An 18,623-nucleotide genomic window follows, 5' to 3' on the forward strand; every position below is an offset into this window, starting at 1 on the left:
CACAGCACCACTATGTTGAGTTGAAGAAATGAAGTGATTTCTTTTAAGTCATTTCAAGGCGTAATAGATTTTCTAAGGCATCTTTGGGGTAATCTTTCCGTCAAACGCACAACCACCACATCAAGTGCCTCAGAAAGACGAATAATATATTAGAACTTCGTTATGAGCGTTGAAATGGCAATATAACCAATTCCCAACTCGCCAACTTAGCAACTTAGCACCTCTAGAACTAATTATATTTTTAGCTTTTCAGATCAGTAGCGGTATTTTTTGTTTTTTTCGCTGTAGGAAAATTGGAGGATAGCGGAAATCATGATAAATTGAATTCCTTCCCATATCCTTTATTTTAAGATTTTTCATATATTGAAGGTCATTATTTTTTTAATATTGCCAATTATGAAAAGAATAACTCCTTTCCTTGTCGCATTTATTTTATTAGGTGCATGTAGCCAGTCTAATGACCAAGAATTTAAGACAGATACCCCGTTTCAACCTTTTCAACCTCCTATCAACTACAATGATGCTAGAGCACAGGCTATAAAAATTCTTGCTCAGATGACCATGGATGAAAGAATATCTATGATCGGTGGTTATAATACCTTTTTCACAAAAGGATTTGAAAAATTTAATGTGCCGGCCATGTATCTCTCTGATGCAACACAAGGAGTTAACATACGTTCTCATTTAGACGATCAGCTTCAAAAATCAGTTGCTTTCCCAAGCCCAATAGCCTTAGCAAGTACTTGGAACAAGGAGTTAGCAGGTAATTATGCAAAATCAATTGGCGAAGAGTGTAGAGCTGGTGAAATTGCAATATTGCTTGGACCAGGAATGAACATTTATCGCATAGCACAAAACGGTAGAAACTTTGAATATTTTGGCGAAGATCCATACCTCGTTGCTCGGATGATAGAAAATTATGTGGTAGGAATGCAAAGCACGGGTACGATGGCTACTTTAAAACATTTTGTAGCTAACAATACAGACTATAAGAGAAGAACATCAAATTCTGTAGTAGATAAAAGAACATTACACGAAATTTATTTACCAGCGTTTGAAGCTGGTATTGATGCAGGAGCTATGGCTGTAATGACTTCTTATAATTTAGTAAATGGAGAATATGCTGGGCAAAACAAAGATGTGATAACAGGTCTTTTACGCCATGACTTAGGTTTTAAATGGCTAGTAATGAGTGATTGGTGGTCGGTATATGATGCCGAAAAAGTAATAAAATCAGGACTCGACTTGGATATGCCTGGGGAACCAAGGGCTGAATACCCTGAATATATGAAGAAAGAAGAATTTTTTTTACGTTTTACTGCAAAACCACTTCTCGAAGAAGGAAAAGTACAGGAGGAAGATATCAACAGAATGGTTACTAATATTCTTACAACAGAAATTGCCATGGGACTACTAGAGCGCCCAATAAAAGATTCTACTTATTTTGATAACTTTGACCAACACGTAGAAGTAGCCTTGCAGACAGGAAGAGAAAGCATTGTACTTCTTAAGAATGATCATATTTTACCTATTGACACAACTGGAAAAATATCAATTTTACTTACAGGCGAATATTCCAATATAATACCCCATGGAGGAGGTGCTGCAGAGGTTGCCGGATACGACCATGTAACCATGTTAACAGCGCTTAAAGAGATTTATGGAGAAAAAGTGACTTATATTGAAAATCCAACTGACGAAGACATAAAAACTTACAGCCATGTGATTTACTGTACAGGAACATTTGATTCTGAAGGATGGGATAAATCATTTGATTTTTCAGAGAAGATTAATACTGAGATTAAACATATTGCTTCCCTTAATAAGAATACCATTGTGTCTGTTAGCTCTGGTAGTGGAATGAATATGACTGCATGGAATGATGAGATCGCTGGATTACTTTACAGTTGGTATCCTGGTCAAATTGGTTTTAAAGGTTTTGCTGAAATAATTGCTGGCATTACTAATCCATCGGCTAAATTGCCTATAACGATAGAGAAAAAATTTGAAGACTCCCCAGGATATGGTTACATACCTGAAGGTCAGGAATTATATACAGGTTGGGATCAAGATCATCGAATCATCGACCCAATAAATGACATAAAGTACGAAGAAGATATTTTTGTGGGTTATCGTTGGTACGAGCACAAAGCCATTGAGCCTCTTTATGCCTTTGGGTTTGGTTTATCATATACAAAATACGAATACAGTAATTTACAATTAGAAAACAAATCAATAAAAGCAGGAGAAAACCTCAATATCAAAGTTGATGTAAAAAATACGGGTACAATGGACGGTAAGGAAATTGTTCAGGTGTATGTTCGTGATCTTGATTCATCGGTTGAACGGCCTACAAAAGAGTTGAAAGGTTTTAAAAAAGTGAGCATAGCAGCTGGTGATAAACAGACCGTTTATTTTACTTTAAGCAAAAGAGATTTTGCATATTGGGATGTAGAAACTGAAGATTGGAATATAGAACCAGGTCAGTTTGAAATACTTGTAGGTACAGCTTCAAATAATATATTAGCAAGCGCTAAAATTGATGTAACAAATGAGTAACTTAAAACGATAAATACAAATCCACAAACCACTATCCATAAGACAATTACATCTATTTTATTATTGGTAAAAACAAGCAAACCCTTGGGCCTTTTCCAATTACCTAAAGGATAGCTAAATTAATCTTATACAGAAGAATAGCTAAGACCAAATCAATTGATCAAAAAAATTTTAAAAGAAATTATCGATATGGCAGTTTTGGCACCGTCTGGCTTTAATCTTCAACCTTGAAGGATTGTTGCGGTAAAATCGGATTCAAGCAAAATGAAACTTTTAAGACTTACCAACAATCAGGAAAAAATTTCCGATGCTCCAGTTACTTTAATCATCATTGGAGATAAAAATGGTATGCAGAGAGTAATCCTGTTTGGGATGAAATGCTAACAAGTGTAAGAGGTAATACCGAAATAGCTTCTGGAGCAAAGCAAGCCGCTGCCTTTCTTTATGGTTCAAGTGAAAAGCGAAAGGTAAAATTCGCCGAAAGCAATGCTAGTCTACTTGCAATGTCACAAATGATTGCCGCAAAGAACAAAGGAGTTGATTCACATCCCATGAGTGGTATTGATTTTGAAGGCATACAAAAAGAGTTTGGTTTAAAAGAAAGTGAAAATCTGGTTATGGTGATTTCCTTAGGTTATTTTGATGCTTCGAAACAACTTTATCCAAGAAAGCCACGCCGTTTATTTGAAGATATTACAACAATCGTTTAATTAAAACTACAATTATGATTTCAAAAACAAAAAATATTGCGGCTTGGGTAATAGCCAGTTCATTGACTGCGCTTTTTCTATTTAGTGCGACTGGAAAGCTTTTTTTACAACCAGAACAAATGGAGCAAATGAAGTTAGGCGATTGGCGAATAATAATCGCATTGGGTGAAATAGCTTCTTCATTATTGTTCTTATTTCCAAGAACAAATAAATATGGAAGCTTATTACTAAGTTCATATATGGGTGGTGCTATCATTATTCATATGACTAGTGCCATGAGTATAATGATGCCTAGTGTCATACTTGTATTAGTTTGGATCGTTTTGTATTTAAGAAATCCTAATTTCTTTAAAGTATGAAAATTGAAGAAGAAATAAAAGGACGGTTTCGAAACGAATATCATAAGGGTGCGATAAATTTAGGATACACATTCAAACAAATAGAGTATGCGTTTAATCAATCGCTTAAAGCACATGGACTTGCAGAACAGCAATATAACGTTTTAAGGATACTGAGGGGCTTTCGTGCTGAAGCCCCCCTTTCCATCGGTTTTATTAAAGAGCGAATGCTGGATAAAAACTCGGATGTAAGCCGTATTGTAGATCGACTTTTAAAAAAAAGACTTGTAAGTCGTATAGAAAACCCAAATGACAGGCGTCAGAAATCAGTTGAAATCACTAAAAAGGGATTAGAGTTACTGGATAACATGCTTAACTATGAGTTGAAAGTAGACACCCTACTTAAAAACTTGTCACAAAACGAAGTTGAAGAATTAAATCGTCTGTTAGATAAAATTCGTGAATGAGAATGCAAATGGTGCCAACCGCTAGATAAAAACAGTCTCTCTCCTAAACTTCTATCAGAAGCATATATGAATCTCTCGACTCATATGGCTCTCGTCATGCAATAAATTCCCTTCATCCCTACATCAAACTTCCTTTTCCTTCCGAAGCATACATACTTCCTTTCCAATCTGTAAATAGGAAATTAGTACCATCAAAATTTCGCAATAGAACATCACCAGTTGTAGAAATAAAAAATAGCCTCCATTTTTAGGTTGTGAAATCTAAAAAAACAAAGGCTATGAATAAAAACCAAAAAGTTTTTATGTGGTACAAAGTTAATGAATTATGGAAACAAGGACTCAATAAGAGTCAAATAAGTAGAGAGCTTGAGATAGATAGATAGATAGATAGAGGCACTGTCCGTAAATATTTAGCAATGGATGAACAGACTTTTATGTTGTGGATAAATAAGCAGCATCGCCTGTCAAAAAAGCTCTCTGGTTATTATAAATATGTAAAAACACTTCTCGAAAGCACGCCTTACTTGTCAGCCGCCCAGGTAGAAGATCGTTTAAAAGAATCATTTGAAGATTTACCGAAAGTAGATAGCAAAACGGTCTATAACTTCGTAAAAACGATTCGGGAGAAGCATGCCATCAATAAGTACAAAGAAGTGGGTTCCCGTCAATATCAAAAGCTGCCTGAGGTAGCTTATGGTAGCGAGGCTCAGGTTGATTTTGGCGAGATTACTATGCAGAGTGGAGAAGGTCATCGTATCAAAGTGTATTTCTTCGCCATGGTACTTTCGCGTTCTCGCTACAAGTACGTTTATTGTCAACGCTGCCCTTTTACCACCCAAACTGCGGTATATGCTCACGAGTTAGCTTTTAATTACTTTAACGGTATACCAAGTAAGATCATTTACGATCAGGATAAAGTATTTATAAAGGGGGAAAATCTTGGTGATGTTTTATTAACAGAAGGATTTCGAAGTTTTTGCCAGCAATACTCTTTTGAAACTATTTTTTGCAGGAAAGCAGATCCTGAATCCAAGGGAAAGGTTGAGAATGTGGTGAAATATGTCAAATATAACTTCCTGAAAGGTCGTACATTTCAGGATCAAAACACCCTTCAGGAAGATTGCCTGGCATGGCTTAAACGTACAGCAAATGCCAAGCTTCACGGAACCACCAGGAAAGTCCCTTATGAACAATGGTTGATTGAACAATCACATCTGGAACCTTACCGCGACACCCCTGAAAAACCATTAATATTACTGCCTGGTTACAAGGTTCGAAAAGACAACACCGTTGCCTACAAGGGAAATTTTTACAGTTTACCAATAGGGACTTACAAAGATGCCGATACAACCGTGCTTCTTGATGACAAAGGGAATACCCTGGACTTGTTATCTGATGTAAATACGCTTGTTGCGTCTCATAAGATTCCGCTGGGAAAGGGTGTTTTGGTGCGCAACACGGATCACTGCCGCGAAAAATCAAAGACACTACAACAGAGATATGAACTTTTATTAAACGCTTTTGGCAATACACCAGAATCACAAAGCTATTTGGCTGACCTGGAAAATGACAAACCGCGTTATTTTCATGATAATATAAGGGAAATTTTAAAAGCTATAAACAATGCGAACGATCGGGTAAAAACGGAAACTTTAAACTTCTGCATCGAAAACAAAGTGTTTAATGGGTATCGATTTGCGGAGGTACTTGCCCATCTTCAAAACGAAGAAAAACAAATATCGGAGGCGAGTAAAATAAACATCAGTAAAGTGAATGTGGAACCCCCTAAGGAGTCGATTGCTCCTGCCCAAAGTAGTATCGAAATTTATGAAACATTATTGAGATAGATCATGAAGCAAATAGAACAAATCAAGCAGTATGCCGAATTGTTGCGGCTTACCCAGACAAAGAAGTCCCCAGAAGAAATCTTGCATCAGGCGCAAATAGATAAGCTTTCATATACGGAATTCACCCTGGAGTTATTGAAAAAAGAAGTCCTTCACAGGCAAAATACCGATCTGGAGCGAAGACTCAAACTAGCCAGATTACCGAAGAAACATCAGCTGGATAACTACGATTTTAATGTTGCCAACGGTATTACAAAACCCCAACTAAAACAACTGCGTGAGTTGATGTGGCTGGAACAAAACTACAATCTGGTTTTAATGGGACCATCCGGAACCGGTAAAACCTATATTGCGGCGGGCCTTGTGCATGATGCTGTAGTTGCCGGGTACAAATCTTATTTCATCACAATGGAAGAACTTGTTACCATATTAAAAATGAAAGAAATGACATCTTCTGCTTTAAATGCTTACAACCGACTGACAAAAGCTCATTTAATTGCGATTGATGATATAATGCTTTTTCCTATTAAGAAACATGAAGCTGTGGCATTTTTCAACCTTGTAAATCACCTACATGAACAGACCTCTGTGATTATTACAACAAATAAATCGCCTAAACAATGGGCTGAAACCCTCGAGGATGAAGTCCTGGCCACGGCACTGTTAGATCGCTTGCTTTATCGATGTGAAGTCTTGAAATTGGAAGGGAAAAGCTATCGGATGGAAAACAGAAAAACAATCTTTTCTCATGAACACTAATCCCTTGCATGCTTCGTTCGCTACGCTCTCTTTGCATGCAAGGGATTAGCAATATATTTTTTAATCATAAGTGATGGAATACTATTGCGAAAAATTGCTGATGTATAATTTGCTATTCTCAAAATGCACCTATTACACCTAATATGCCATAGGGGACTAAACCTAAAATTAGCAATTTAAGAGTTCCTAATCTGTTTACTAAACGTCCTATTAAAGGAGCGAATACCACATTTGAAGTCAACCAACCTCGGGGCAAGCCCACGAGGCATGAAGCTGAAAACTTAGTTCATAAGAGGGCTACATTTTAGATGGTTGTTTTGTTTTACGTGAATATGAAGAATGTTTTGACAAACCATATTTACTTCAATTACAAAATTCCGATATTTTGCAAAAACAATATAAAAGAATTGCGACTGGTGGTATTGTGCAGAATATTAGTAGTGAGATTATTTATAATACAACCATACCAAAACCTTCAAAAATAAACAACAAAAATAGCCAATTGCTTATCCAGTACCAATGATTTAATCGATGCACAAACAACTAAAATTGAAACTTTAAAAGAAGATGGATAAATTCAAAAATACATACCGTACAACATCGCATAGGAAACCCAATTGGGATTATTCCAATGATGCCATCTATTACCTAACCATTGTCAGACAACATAGGACATGTGATTTAGGTGAAATTGTGGATGGTAAAATGAATTTATCGGATTTTGGTGAAATTGTACATCATCAATGGATAAAATCATTTGAAATGCGCCATGAATTATTTTTGGATAAATACGTAATCATGCCAAATCATATCCACGCCATTGTTGTTTTAAAAAATGATAATATAAATGGCGAATGCACGGTTGGTGGTCACACGGTTGGTGGTCGCACGGTTGGTGGTCGCACGGCCGTAGAGACGCACGGCCGTGCGTCTCTACCATCCCAACAACAACAACAACAACAACAACAACAACCCCACAAACAAAAATTGGTGCGCCAACCCAAATCAATTTCATCATTTATGGCAGGATTCAAATCGGCGGTAAATTCAAAAATTGATGATTTTATTGATGATAACAATTTGAACATTCCAAAATATAACAGGAACAATCATTTTTTTCAACCCAATTATCACGATCATATTATTCGTAATACAGGCGAATATCATCGCATTGTAAAATACATTAACGATAATCCTAAAAATTGGGATAATGATAATTTTAAATAGAGACGCACAGCGATGCGCCTCATCTGGTAAAAATGCACGGCCATGCGTCTATGGTCATACGTCTTAGCAAAAGAAACAATGACAGCAAAGTATGCGCCTGAGCAAATGCATATATCTAAAGAAGAGTTTTGTCAATAAATTGCGACAAAAGATCTTTGAAATTATTGGCAGATGTAATGTTTATATTTTCCATGACGTACTTTAACCACTTTTGAGGATCTATGTCGTTCTTTTGACATGCCCCACAAAGCTATAAAACATGGCTATGTTTTTGGCCGCATCATGTGAACCGGCAAATAAGTAATTTTTTCGTCCCAGAGCTAATGGGCGTATAGAGTTTTCGGCTCCGTTATCAAAACGTTTGGATAACGGAGCTGAAAATGCAATTAGGCCGTTAGCTGTTGGAAGAAAAGGCTATTTCTTTTGCGGTAACCATGATTCCGCAGAAAATGCAGCAATTATTTACTCACTACTGGCATGCTGCAAAGCGAGCGATGTAAATCCTCGCGAATAGCTTACGGATGTATTTTCTAAGATTGCGTTATACAACAGTAATTATGATTTAGACTTGGCTGATCTTTTGCCGCACAATTGGAAAAAGTCTAATAGTTGTCAGAATATTCGAAAAAACACCCGCTAATTTCGATTAATTCCAAAAGATTCCAGTAAAACTTAAAGAATTCCAACGCTCAAATCGACATCCGGATTGGAGCGTTTTTTTACTTTTGCAATATGTAACTGACCGCATATTTACCACTGGCGGTCATTTGACCGTCAGCCGTCTACTCGATTAGGGGCTGGCTATAATTTTTATTCAGTCAAATATTCTGTCCTTTCCCAACATATCATTAATATTTTCAATATGTTTTTTTTGTTTGCTTATACTTTCTCCGTTCTGCACAGCTTGTTTTAATAACCTCACGATTTCGTTCTTATTTATATAAGGTGCTGCTTCATTTTCTTTTTTGATATGTCTAAGAACCTCAAATATTCGAGGAGATTTCACAAGGAATGTTCCTTCAGGAACGAAATTAATTTCTTTCAATTCACAATCACCATAAAAAGCTATTATCGAAAAAAATGGAATCTTTTCAAATTGTCTAAGTTGTTTTCGTAAAGTCTGAATATGGTTTTGGTTTTGTTTAATTGGGTTGTAGAATCGATATTTATTTTTTCCGTAAGCTAGAACTTTGGTCCAATGTGTATAATTACCGTTACCAAAAATCCATCCACTGTAGTCTTTTACCTCAAATACAATAATCCCTTCTGTTGTTGCAACCACAACATCAATTTGAGAAAACTCACCATTGTTTTTTTCAATAAATAAGTCATGAAATATTGTCTGGGCAGGTATTCCATATTTCAACAATTGTAAAACTAAATCTCTTTCTGATTGTGTTCCTCTATTTAATGATGTAACTGTCTTTAGGAGTTTTCTATCTCGAATCTTTCTAATCAATGGAATAATGATCACTAGAAGGACCATCCCAATTACTGTCCCAAAAATGATACTGTCATATTCTCCTATATATTTCCAAACTTCCATTACTAACTTTTCAAAATCTATTTTTTTGCTTAATTATTTATCTCGCGTTTCACTCAAACTTGCCACTAACGGCAGTCTGTCTAAAAACCTTTTCAGGCAGCTGATTTTTTTTGTTAAAATTAGTGGATTTAAAGGATCAAAAGAAATAAACTCAACCTTTCTTGATATAAAAATTGATGGGGGCATTTGAGCTGATTTACGGTCGTGAAAGCTAAATTTTGGTGAAGTAAAACGGTATAAGTTAGATATACAGCTTATTCAACATTTATGATCCTTCTAAGATTGCAAGCTGTCATAATAAAACCCACATCTGAACTGCCTCTTTCAATGGTGCCGTATGGGTGTTCCACTCTGGCTTACCTTCGTTTGTAATAGTTTTCGTTCTGTTTGACCCTTTCCTTATTTTGTTCTATTAATTATTGATATTCACTCCTTTGTATTCCTTTCCCATAGGTTGCTTTGCTGCATTCTTTTTTTATCAGACCCAACTTTTGTGCGTGATCCGTAAAAGGACTCAAACCTTTCTAGCCTCAAAGAAGGGTCGTAAAGAACCGCCGTATATGCCCGACTAAAATATAATAGTATTTTACATTTGTGAAGAAGAATAACGTAGTTATCCCTGCGTATTTTTCATGCCGCAAAAAGGCATGCTAAAAGAGGCGCACTGGCGGTGATTTAACCGTCAGTGCGCCTCTTTTAGCATTAAGTTGTTTTTTAATTGTTAACTATCGTTTATTTCAATTCAGTCACGATTTTCACTTTTGGATTGTTTTTATCAGAACCGTACACTATATGATATTTTGAACCCTCTTTGAGATCAAGACTTTGTACTTCACGAATATCTCCATCTTTATTGACTCTAAAACGTACTTGATCGTTTAGTGTAAATTGAGTAGTTATTTCATCTTTATATATCTCCTTACCTCTTTTGTCCCGAACAACAGGTCTTCCAGTAATTGTGAAATTAATGCCATCGATTTTATCAATAGTCCCAGTTAGTTTTAAATGTTCTTTATTTGCAACTACTGGAGCAACAAAGTCTGGACCTTTCGTAATATCGAAAGTTTTTTTATCGACGATTAGTTTAACAATTCTTAGGTTCTGACTGGTGTTTATTTCTGGTAATTCTACTATTAATTCCGAAGATTTTTCATCCTGAATAAAAGTTAAATTATTCTTAGTATCCAAAAATGATGCACTCTCCACTTTAGAAAGTAAACCATTAACTGTTATGTTACCTCCTGACCAGTTCCACAAATGAAGGTAAATGATGTTGTTTGTTTTGCTTTGTGATAAAGAACCCCATTTATGTTCTTTTGAAAATGGACTGCCTTTTGTTTTGTAAATAGCTTCGGCATTTAATTTCATCCATTTTCCTAAATTATCTAATCTTACTTGGTCTTGTAAAGGAAAAGTTCCTTCTGGTGTAGGACCAATATTTAATAAAAAGTTTGATCCACGACAAGCACATTTACTTACCATTTTTATTAACTCATCAGAAGATTTCCAATAATCATCATTTTTATCATAGCCCCAATTTAAACGCATGGTCATGATTGACTCCATGTAACCCGCCATACCAGGATTTATAATAGCACGGTCTCCAATATTTTTATAATCTCCTAATCCGTTCCCTATACGACCATTTATGATACATTCTGGCTGAAGTTTTCTTACTATTCCTGCACACATTTTATTGAATTCTAAATGGTTATAAACAGGGGTATCAAACCATATTAAATCAATTTTTCCATAATTTGTACATAATTCAGTAACTTGCTTTTTTACATACTTCTCATAATTTTTAGGAATAGGTTCTTGGTCTACATTTTTTCGCACATGATTTATCCAATCCTTTTCATGGGAGTAATAAAACCCAACCTTCATATCGTATTTATGACAGGCCAAAACAAAGTCTTTTATTAAATCTCTCTTTGCTGCTGAGCATTCTACACTATTCCAATCAGAGGCCTCTGTATTAAAAAGAGCATAACCATCATGATGTTTAGATGTAAGTACCATATATGTCATACCAGCATCCTTAGCCATTTTAACCCATTCTTCTGCATTATATTTAGTAGGATTCCAGTTTAGAGCAGCATCTTGATAATCACTTTGTGGCATATTCGAAGTGAGGTAAATCCATTCGGCACTTGCTTGTCCCATTTCCTTACCATAATCTGTTCCATTGTATTCACCTCCAAATGTAGAATAAACACCCCAATGCAGAAAGATTCCTAAACGCCCTTCATCCCACCATTGCATACGTTTATGATAAGATTCATTTGATTCCTGTGCACAAATAGTTTTAGGAGTTAGTATAATAACAAGCAATACTAAAGAAAGTAAAGGGTTATAGTAAATGTTTTTTTTAGAAAATAGCATCATCAATTATTTAATTATTATTTTGTTATTTTTTCCGAACTCGAATTGTTTCCTTATTCTTATATTTCACAATGACCGCCAACTTATAAGGATTTTATCCTTTGTTCGACCAAGATAAGTAAAAAGTTGAACATTGATAAATATCCAAAATTATGATTGCTAATATTTATTAGTCATGAAGGATAAAATTACGTTGAACGAAGGCGGCCTAACCTATGCACATTTCATCTAGTTCTTTTTCTTTGTAAACGCTCTGATCCTAATATTTCTCTGTTATTTATACAACATTCTTTCATCAGCATGTTAATTTCGTTTGGTTTAAGGCATAACAATCCCGTTACACCCACATGAACGGTTGTTTTATTTGCATCCATGAAACAAAGAACGTTTTATCTGCTTAATGTCATTCTAGTTGGTGCAATATCCTTGTGCGAACCATTATGCCTTTATTGCATTTGGGGCATATGCAAGGATCCTTTCCTATTAATGCTCTTAACACTTCATATGAGGTAAGGCCTTCGAGGTTTGACAACCACATATTTTCACCCACTAGTGCAATTACCTGTTCTCGTTTACCATGTATATGTACCGTTGCAAGTATGCCAACATATCTGATTTTAAAGAATCCGCTAGGTAAGACGTGATGTATAAAACGCCTCACAAATTCAAGTTGATTTAAGGTCATTTGTTTTTGCTTGCTATTTTGTCTGTAATCTTTATAGGTAAAGCTCACTTGCTTGTCCGATAAAGATGTTAGCCTATTATTAGATATAGCTACCCGATGGGTGTATCTGCCCAAGTATTGTAATACACTGTTGATACCCCCAAACGCCTTTTTACAGTATACATTCCATCGTTTACTGTACAGTTCTGATTTCAACATTTGAGCTCCTTCAAACTCCTTAGGTAACCTCAGTTTTTCCTTGATCAGTAGTTTTTCGAGTTGCTTAACTAGTATACCTCTAAACATGCCAGACAATGCCTTTACGGGCACAAAGAACTTCTTGGGCGAAGCAACCCATTCCATTCCATCCGTAGACAGGCCGCCAGCGGGAACCAGCATATGAATATGGGGATGATACATTAATGTTTGCCCCCAGGTATGCAGTACACATAGTGCTCCAACATCAGCACCTAAAAATGAAGGATTGCGTCCTGCATTTTGTAAAGCTTGGGAGGCAGAACGAAACAGTAAGTCATAACATGCTTGTTGGTTGATGTAAAACAATGGATGTAGCTCCCTTGGTATGGTAAATACAATATGAAAGTAGCGTCCGGGCATTAATCGACTAGTGAGCTTATTGACCCATTGCTGCTGCTTTAAATACTGACACTTGGGGCAATGTCTATTGCGACAAGAGTTATAGGACAGTTGACTGTAACTACAGCTGCTGTTATTACAATACGCAATATGACCGCCTGCTTCTGATGTACGGCACCTTGTTATAGCTTCAATAGCTTTTTGTTGTTCTTTGTTCAACCTTAACTTGGTAGCAATATCATCTTGACAGCTCCTCACAACATCGGCCACTTCTATTTTCTGTTTACTATTTTCGGTGTGTCTCATGGCTGTGCCTGTTTTATTGGAATTAACAAATTGGGAACTTCGCCAAGGTAAGGGTGAGCCAAATGAAGATAACCTGAGGTTGTTTTTAGTGAACTGTGTCCCATCAGTAACTGCAACCGTTTCAAATTGATACCTCTTTCAAGCATATGAGTAGCAAAACAATGTCGTAACACATGAGGCGATACGCCTTTATTTATACCTACTGATAAGGCAGCACGTGATACTATCTTACGAAAACTTGTTGCGGAATATTTCTTCCCTTTTTTAAAGCCCTCAAAAAGATACTTCGAAGGACGATACTGTTTAAAATAAATTCTGAGTTGTTCTAATTCTACTTTAACAGATTTATTGCTTTGAATAACAGAGGTCTATGTCACGCTGTCGCTTTTCATGTCGCTGCTGCAGTTTTTCCAGCATCCGTTCATCGGTCATTTCACGATAAAATTTGTATACCATAAAATCCATAATGTCTCTTGCCGACAACAATGGGACTTCGTCTTGATTCAATAGTTTTTCTTTCAGCATAAAGCTGCCCACCATTAAGTTGAGGGCTACTTGGTGATGCCATGACAGCCATTTGCGGGTTTGGAACTGATCCAAGCCTACTATCTGTTTTTGCTCTTTGAAGCTATGCTCAATGAAAAGCGTTGTGCCTGCATGTATGCCAGCGCCTGATGCGTGTATTGAGCAAGTTCTGCGTTAGTGAACGAATATTTTATTTCTACTCCCTGCTTTGTCTTTCTTTTCGAAATGACCAGCAACCGTTTCTCAACAATGTTCTGAACCTTATCCCAAATGTAAACTGTCTTAAAATGGAACAATCCCTTCAGCTTTCCCTTGGCAGAATCCACGAATGTCAAGCTTTTTCCAGTCCTTGTTTGTAAGCGTTTCTATATATTCGTTAGCGTTTACCGATGGGGTGCTTGCCTTCGGCCTTTTGGGTGGGCGCCCACGATTGCTCTTTCGCTCTGGAATATGTAGTTCTGGTTTTTCAAGGTGGATTTTTTGATCGCTATGAATGTCAAGCATGTACACCAAACCCATATCCTCAACCGAACGGGTAAACGCAAGGTCATTGCCATAAAGTCCATCCCCCCCAACGTAATCGAACTCGATACCCATTTCCAGTTGGTGCTTCACAATATCTGTAGCCAGCTCCGGTTTTGTCTTGAAAACCCTGTCCTCTTTGGGGATGCCAGCAGTTTCACACCTGGCGTTGTTAGTACACCATGACCTTGGAAGGTACAGTCTCGTGTCGACCAACGCTGCATATTTGTCCGTGCACAAGCAACCAAAAACTGCAACCTGCGAGTTTGCAGTCTTCCCAACGTTCCCGCAATACTGGTGATCAACACCAATGCTTTTGTCACCTTTTTTCACCCATCCGCTTTCGTCTATGAGTAATCCTTTTAATTTTTGGTTTGGGAGTGATTGGTCTACCTGATTTGCTATTTGGTCGATGACAGCTCTTGCATCCCAATTGGATTCGGTGATAAAATGCTGCATCTTATGGTAGTCTGCGTTTAATGTCTCAGTGATGCGTTCGATGTTTTTCAAATCGCTTAAAGCTAGACCTTCGACGTATTGAGTAGCTTTGTCGAAGTTGGATTTTGTTCTATTTTTAAAATGGTGCTGAAATTCAGATAAATACACTTCAAGTCGGTTGTTGACCGCTAGCAGTGTTTTACCATTATTCGTATATTTTTTAAGTTTTTCGCCCGTTACCCATTGCAAACTTGAGTTTTGTTCTTTGTTTCAATTGCAATATACTAATTTACTGTTTATTACGAAAGAAAAACAATACTAAATTATCGTTTTTTCAGTGATCATTTTAATCTGTTAAAGTAGAACTAATATATCCTCTGGAAGTGGTACTTCTCGGCTTTTATTACCCTTGCCCTTTATGCGTACAACCAAACGTGCCGAATCTATTTGCTCAGGCAACAAACTTAGAGCTTCTTCGCACCGCATGCCCGTTGCATAAGTCAACATCATTAATGTACGATGTTTGACATTATATGAACTTGTCACCAAACGATAGGCATCTGACTGAGACAAAACCGTGGGTAGTTTCTTCGCTACTCTTGGACGCTTTATCTTAATGCCATCCCACTTGTTCCCAAGTATATCCACCCAAAATATTTTCCAGGCACTAATCATTTGGTTGATGGTACTGTTCGAAAGCTTTTTTTCTTGAAGAAGATAATAGCAGAAATCTTTTACTTCCTGATGACTAAGTGTTGACGGAGACCTCCTGTAATACTTTGCCAAAATCGAGAGCATAGATACATAAGTATCTACAGTTCTCTCACTGTAACCGCGTAAGCGCATTTCTTGAATGACCTGCGCGCGTAATGTTTTTTTTTCATCTTATAAAGTATTAATGAATAATACTTTAAGTTACCACTTTTCTAATTAGCGACGAAGGAGCTTTCGTTCAACGTATATACTTAGTTATTGTCTTTATTTCTATCAACAGTCAGTTAAAGCATGATATGAAATACTGATTATCAACAAAACAAACAGATGGTTCATTCACCACAAACACATTACAATCAGCGCATTAACAAAGAAGCTCAACAACTTCATTAAGAATGACTATCAAGGGAAACAATATCCTTAAGACACACATATAGAGCACATTATCAAAGATGTCAAATATCAACAATTGGACAAAAGAGTTTGTGACAGAGACTCTTATCCTATTTTTATAAAAAAAAGGCACATTAACTTTCTACAGTTGGGGGGCTTTGGTAAGCATAAGCGACAAAGGTACAAACAACAATTTTAATAACCTTTTGCGTTTTTAACTTTCAACAAAGAATTAATCCATTCTTATATTAATCTTTTCCCAAGGAAGTGGCCGATATGTCATTGCATTTGATCCTTCGTACATCAGCAAATCAGGCACACACCTGATGCTGGTTATTTTTGGTCTGAATGCCCCAATCGTGCCAAATAGGGGCTTAAAATTAAAGGTTTGACTGCAATTGACATTGACAACCATACAGCCTTTCATCTAGAGACCGTCCAAACGATGGCCGATAAAGAGCAGCCACTTTCGATTTAACTGCAGAATAGATTGCACTTATTAATAAAAAGCGTTGGCAAATAGAACTGTTATCTAAACAGCTAAAACAGAATTTCCCCTTAAAGTATTTTTTAGGGGACAATGAAAATGCAATCGAAATACAAATATAGGCAGCGATGCTTGCCAAGCTCTTAATTACTCTAGTAAAAAGTAAGGCTAAACGCAGCTGGCATTTTCAAATTTGGTGTCCATAGTGAGGAAGCAACTAATGAATTATATTAATATATATTCACTTCTTGAAAATCCAGAGAAGAGTTGGCTCCTAGTAATAAAAGAAGATAAAGACAAACACAAATACCTTAACTCGCTATTCCCCTATATTTAGGGGGCTTACTATTGAAAAAACATAAAAAAGACTTATTAAGCCTTGATGAAAATATCAAGTTAGCACGCTTAAGACGGAAACTCACGGCAGAACAAGTCGCAGACAGAGCAGGAATTAGTCGTCGAACCTTAGTGTCTATAGAACAAGGTATGGAAAGTGTTGCTATTGGTAGTTATGTACAGGTATTGGTTGTATTAGGACTTGCAGATGATTTTTTGGAGGTCGGAAAGGATGATACCTTAGGACGTAAGCTTCAAGAGGCCAAATTAATGAACCCTAAACGTAATTCGTGATGGCAGCAAAAAAAATATACGTATTCGCAGATTGGTACAAGTTAGAAAAGTCTGCTTTCCTCGGAACATTAAATATTGAACAAACCAGAGGTCACGAAGTTTTTTCCTTCGAGTATGATAAAGATTGGTTAAACTCATCCAATCGGGTTCTTCGTTAGGAGGTGCAAGACCAAAAGCCAGTGTCCTTGATAAAAAGGGAGACCTTTGGATCACTAAATTCCTAAGCTTAAATGACGATATAGATATGGGAGGATGGGAAATGGTGGCTCATGTTTTAGCATTGCAGTGTGGTATTCAAATGGCACCTTCCATGATTAAAAAGTTCTCAAGTAAAAATCATACCTTTTTAACCAAACGTTTTGACAGGGTAGGACAAGATAAACGTATCCATTTTGCATCTGTTATGACATTACTTGGTATGCAAGATGGTGACAACTATCAACGCTCCATAATCTTTCCAGGAACGAACAAGAACTGATGGCATTGGCTTTTGAAAACCATTAAAAAAGGCCTTTACATCAACAACACCTCTGAATTGTCTTCTGAAATCCTTTACTTTTGCATTGAAAGATTCTGCTGCAGCATTGATACTTCTGTTATCATTGAGAAATTTTGAATCTGGTTAGGAATAAGCTTCGCAAATTTACTCGGGAAGGCTTGTTTTCAAAGGTCCTCATGATAACTTCGTTATTGTCATTGCCACAAAAAGAACCAAAAAGGTCTAGAACAATAGATCACTACCTGCCCTACAGCGACCAACCTAAATGTTATATTAGAACTTCGTCATGAGAATTAAAAGTGCAATCAATCAAGAACTTGTTGAGACGAAGCATAGCACCAGCTATGGTGAGTTGAATAAAAGTAACGAAGTGACTTCTTTTGAAGCTATTTTAAGGTGTAATAGATTTTCTAATGCAGCTTTTGGGTAATAATTCTGTCCCGCACACACTTCTTTCGCGCTAGGCTAACCGCACTACCACCTCAAGTGCCCCGCTCCCGTACGTACAATGTCGTTAAGTTAAGGATTTCTTGATATTTTTAAGTATATTGGCAGTGTAATAAGTAAAAGAAACGCAGAGAAACTATTTTTGTAGAAGGGCTTTTTCTCACTCTCTAAAAACTATTGATAATGAATATTTTACCAATAGAAGTAAATGTTCAGAAGAAGACTTTACTCGTAATCGAAAGTTGTCTTTTAAAGATTTATTTATATCCCTCATGTGTTTTACCCGTCCAAGTATTCAAACAGAATTAGATCGGTTTTTTAAAGCTCTTTCAAAAAATCACTTCATTTAGAGCACTTTACTGGAAAAACAACTATTGCAATAAAATAGGATTTTAATGAAAAGGTTTTTATAACTAAATTAATTGAGATACTCTCAAAAAGATTAGAAATAATAAGACCCGGAAGATCATTTAAAAGACCTGATACATCAATCAGGCGAAGACATAAAGACTTAACATCTAAAGGGATATGACCTTAACTTAACGACATTTACCGTGCGGTAG

15 protein-coding genes and 4 pseudogenes are annotated in these 18,623 nt (G+C 36.5%); 11 read left to right on the forward strand and 8 right to left on the reverse strand.

Annotation, left to right across the window (positions count from 1 at the left end; all coding sequences use genetic code 11):
- The first annotated feature begins 363 nt into the window (after window positions 1–363).
- From CYTFE_RS0107845 to CYTFE_RS0107875, 7 genes are all read left to right on the forward strand, one after another.
- Window positions 364–2,559, forward strand: coding sequence for a beta-glucosidase (locus tag CYTFE_RS0107845; protein ID WP_211238158.1), 2,196 nt, complete (start codon window positions 364–366; stop codon window positions 2,557–2,559).
- 377 nt (window positions 2,560–2,936) lie between these two features.
- On the forward strand, window positions 2,937–3,269 hold the full coding sequence (locus tag CYTFE_RS28565) for a nitroreductase family protein (RefSeq protein ID WP_052343078.1): 333 nt from the start codon (window positions 2,937–2,939) through the stop codon (window positions 3,267–3,269).
- Window positions 3,270–3,283: 14 nt separating this feature from the next.
- Entirely contained in the window at window positions 3,284–3,628 is a 345-nt protein-coding gene (locus CYTFE_RS0107855; protein WP_027471361.1) for a DoxX family protein, read from the forward strand.
- Window positions 3,625–4,074, forward strand: coding sequence for a MarR family winged helix-turn-helix transcriptional regulator (locus CYTFE_RS0107860; RefSeq protein ID WP_027471362.1), 450 nt, complete (start codon window positions 3,625–3,627; stop codon window positions 4,072–4,074). The genes CYTFE_RS0107855 and CYTFE_RS0107860 overlap by 4 nt, the downstream gene beginning before the upstream one ends.
- 383 nt (window positions 4,075–4,457) lie before the next feature.
- Entirely contained in the window at window positions 4,458–5,921 is a 1,464-nt protein-coding gene (istA, locus tag CYTFE_RS25585; protein ID WP_262505579.1) for an IS21 family transposase, read from the forward strand.
- A gap of 3 nt (window positions 5,922–5,924) precedes the next feature.
- Window positions 5,925–6,680 (forward strand): IS21-like element helper ATPase IstB, encoded by a 756-nt coding sequence (gene istB, locus CYTFE_RS0107870; protein WP_027471363.1) that lies wholly within the window; start codon window positions 5,925–5,927, stop codon window positions 6,678–6,680.
- Window positions 6,681–7,247: 567 nt separating this feature from the next.
- Window positions 7,248–7,907 carry a transposase gene (locus CYTFE_RS0107875; protein ID WP_027471364.1) on the forward strand — a complete coding sequence of 220 codons (660 nt, stop codon included), beginning with the start codon at window positions 7,248–7,250 and terminating at the stop codon, window positions 7,905–7,907.
- A gap of 115 nt (window positions 7,908–8,022) precedes the next feature.
- Here CYTFE_RS0107875 and CYTFE_RS29870 read toward each other — a convergent pair.
- From CYTFE_RS29870 to CYTFE_RS31445, 8 genes and pseudogenes are all read right to left on the reverse strand, one after another.
- A pseudogene (locus tag CYTFE_RS29870) lies at window positions 8,023–8,261 on the reverse strand (IS66 family transposase); the annotation flags it as partial.
- A gap of 460 nt (window positions 8,262–8,721) precedes the next feature.
- Window positions 8,722–9,453, reverse strand: a complete 732-nt coding sequence (locus CYTFE_RS25590; RefSeq protein ID WP_052343080.1) for a nuclease-related domain-containing protein — start codon at window positions 9,451–9,453, stop codon at window positions 8,722–8,724.
- A gap of 732 nt (window positions 9,454–10,185) precedes the next feature.
- Window positions 10,186–11,841 carry an alpha-L-fucosidase gene (locus CYTFE_RS25595; protein ID WP_081735941.1) on the reverse strand — a complete coding sequence of 552 codons (1,656 nt, stop codon included), beginning with the start codon at window positions 11,839–11,841 and terminating at the stop codon, window positions 10,186–10,188.
- A 400-nt stretch (window positions 11,842–12,241) separates the two neighbouring features.
- On the reverse strand, window positions 12,242–13,405 hold the full coding sequence (locus tag CYTFE_RS0107890; protein WP_027471365.1) for an IS91 family transposase: 1,164 nt from the start codon (window positions 13,403–13,405) through the stop codon (window positions 12,242–12,244).
- Complete coding sequence (locus CYTFE_RS31845; protein ID WP_081735942.1) at window positions 13,402–13,764, reverse strand: tyrosine-type recombinase/integrase; 363 nt, start codon at window positions 13,762–13,764, stop codon at window positions 13,402–13,404. Before CYTFE_RS31845 ends, CYTFE_RS0107890 begins: the two co-directional genes overlap by 4 nt.
- Window positions 13,751–15,139, reverse strand: a pseudogene (locus CYTFE_RS28570) (IS701 family transposase). Before CYTFE_RS28570 ends, CYTFE_RS31845 begins: the two are co-directional and overlap by 14 nt.
- A gap of 105 nt (window positions 15,140–15,244) precedes the next feature.
- The gene (locus CYTFE_RS31440; RefSeq protein ID WP_027472186.1) at window positions 15,245–15,538 is read right to left on the reverse strand and encodes a tyrosine-type recombinase/integrase; all 294 of its coding nucleotides are present in this window, start codon (window positions 15,536–15,538) and stop codon (window positions 15,245–15,247) included.
- Window positions 15,524–15,748 (reverse strand): annotated as a pseudogene (locus CYTFE_RS31445) (phage integrase N-terminal SAM-like domain-containing protein); the annotation flags it as partial. The gene CYTFE_RS31440 and the pseudogene CYTFE_RS31445, both read right to left, overlap by 15 nt.
- Window positions 15,749–16,486: 738 nt before the next feature.
- Between CYTFE_RS31445 and CYTFE_RS31850 the strand changes: the two are divergent.
- The 4 genes and pseudogenes from CYTFE_RS31850 to CYTFE_RS29885 form a co-directional block, all read left to right on the forward strand.
- Window positions 16,487–16,603 (forward strand): annotated as a pseudogene (locus CYTFE_RS31850) (IS4 family transposase); the annotation flags it as partial.
- A gap of 229 nt (window positions 16,604–16,832) precedes the next feature.
- Window positions 16,833–17,114 (forward strand): helix-turn-helix domain-containing protein, encoded by a 282-nt coding sequence (locus tag CYTFE_RS0107915; RefSeq protein ID WP_152541905.1) that lies wholly within the window; start codon window positions 16,833–16,835, stop codon window positions 17,112–17,114.
- A 124-nt stretch (window positions 17,115–17,238) separates the two neighbouring features.
- Window positions 17,239–17,592, forward strand: coding sequence for a HipA domain-containing protein (locus tag CYTFE_RS0107920; RefSeq protein WP_027471368.1), 354 nt, complete (start codon window positions 17,239–17,241; stop codon window positions 17,590–17,592).
- Between the two features lie 307 nt (window positions 17,593–17,899).
- Entirely contained in the window at window positions 17,900–18,043 is a 144-nt protein-coding gene (locus CYTFE_RS29885) for a hypothetical protein (RefSeq protein WP_154665631.1), read from the forward strand.
- The last annotated feature ends 580 nt before the right edge of the window (window positions 18,044–18,623 follow it).

The sequence above is a fragment of the Saccharicrinis fermentans DSM 9555 = JCM 21142 genome, assembly GCF_000517085.1.
In the GTDB taxonomy this organism is placed as follows: domain Bacteria; phylum Bacteroidota; class Bacteroidia; order Bacteroidales; family Marinilabiliaceae; genus Saccharicrinis; species Saccharicrinis fermentans.

Excerpts from the sequence above, each read along its gene's own strand:
- CYTFE_RS28565 (WP_052343078.1), top strand. The coding sequence starts at position 2,937 with ATGCTAACAAGTGTAAGAGGTAATACCGAAATAGCTTCTGGAGCAAAG.
- CYTFE_RS0107855 (WP_027471361.1), top strand. The coding sequence starts at position 3,284 with ATGATTTCAAAAACAAAAAATATTGCGGCTTGGGTAATAGCCAGTTCA.
- CYTFE_RS0107860 (WP_027471362.1), top strand. The coding sequence starts at position 3,625 with ATGAAAATTGAAGAAGAAATAAAAGGACGGTTTCGAAACGAATATCAT.
- istB (WP_027471363.1), top strand. The coding sequence starts at position 5,925 with ATGAAGCAAATAGAACAAATCAAGCAGTATGCCGAATTGTTGCGGCTT.
- CYTFE_RS0107875 (WP_027471364.1), top strand. The coding sequence starts at position 7,248 with ATGGATAAATTCAAAAATACATACCGTACAACATCGCATAGGAAACCC.
- CYTFE_RS25590 (WP_052343080.1), bottom strand. The coding sequence starts at position 9,453 with ATGGAAGTTTGGAAATATATAGGAGAATATGACAGTATCATTTTTGGG.
- CYTFE_RS25595 (WP_081735941.1), bottom strand. The coding sequence starts at position 11,841 with ATGATGCTATTTTCTAAAAAAAACATTTACTATAACCCTTTACTTTCT.
- CYTFE_RS0107890 (WP_027471365.1), bottom strand. The coding sequence starts at position 13,405 with ATGAGACACACCGAAAATAGTAAACAGAAAATAGAAGTGGCCGATGTT.
- CYTFE_RS29885 (WP_154665631.1), top strand. The coding sequence starts at position 17,900 with ATGAGAATTAAAAGTGCAATCAATCAAGAACTTGTTGAGACGAAGCAT.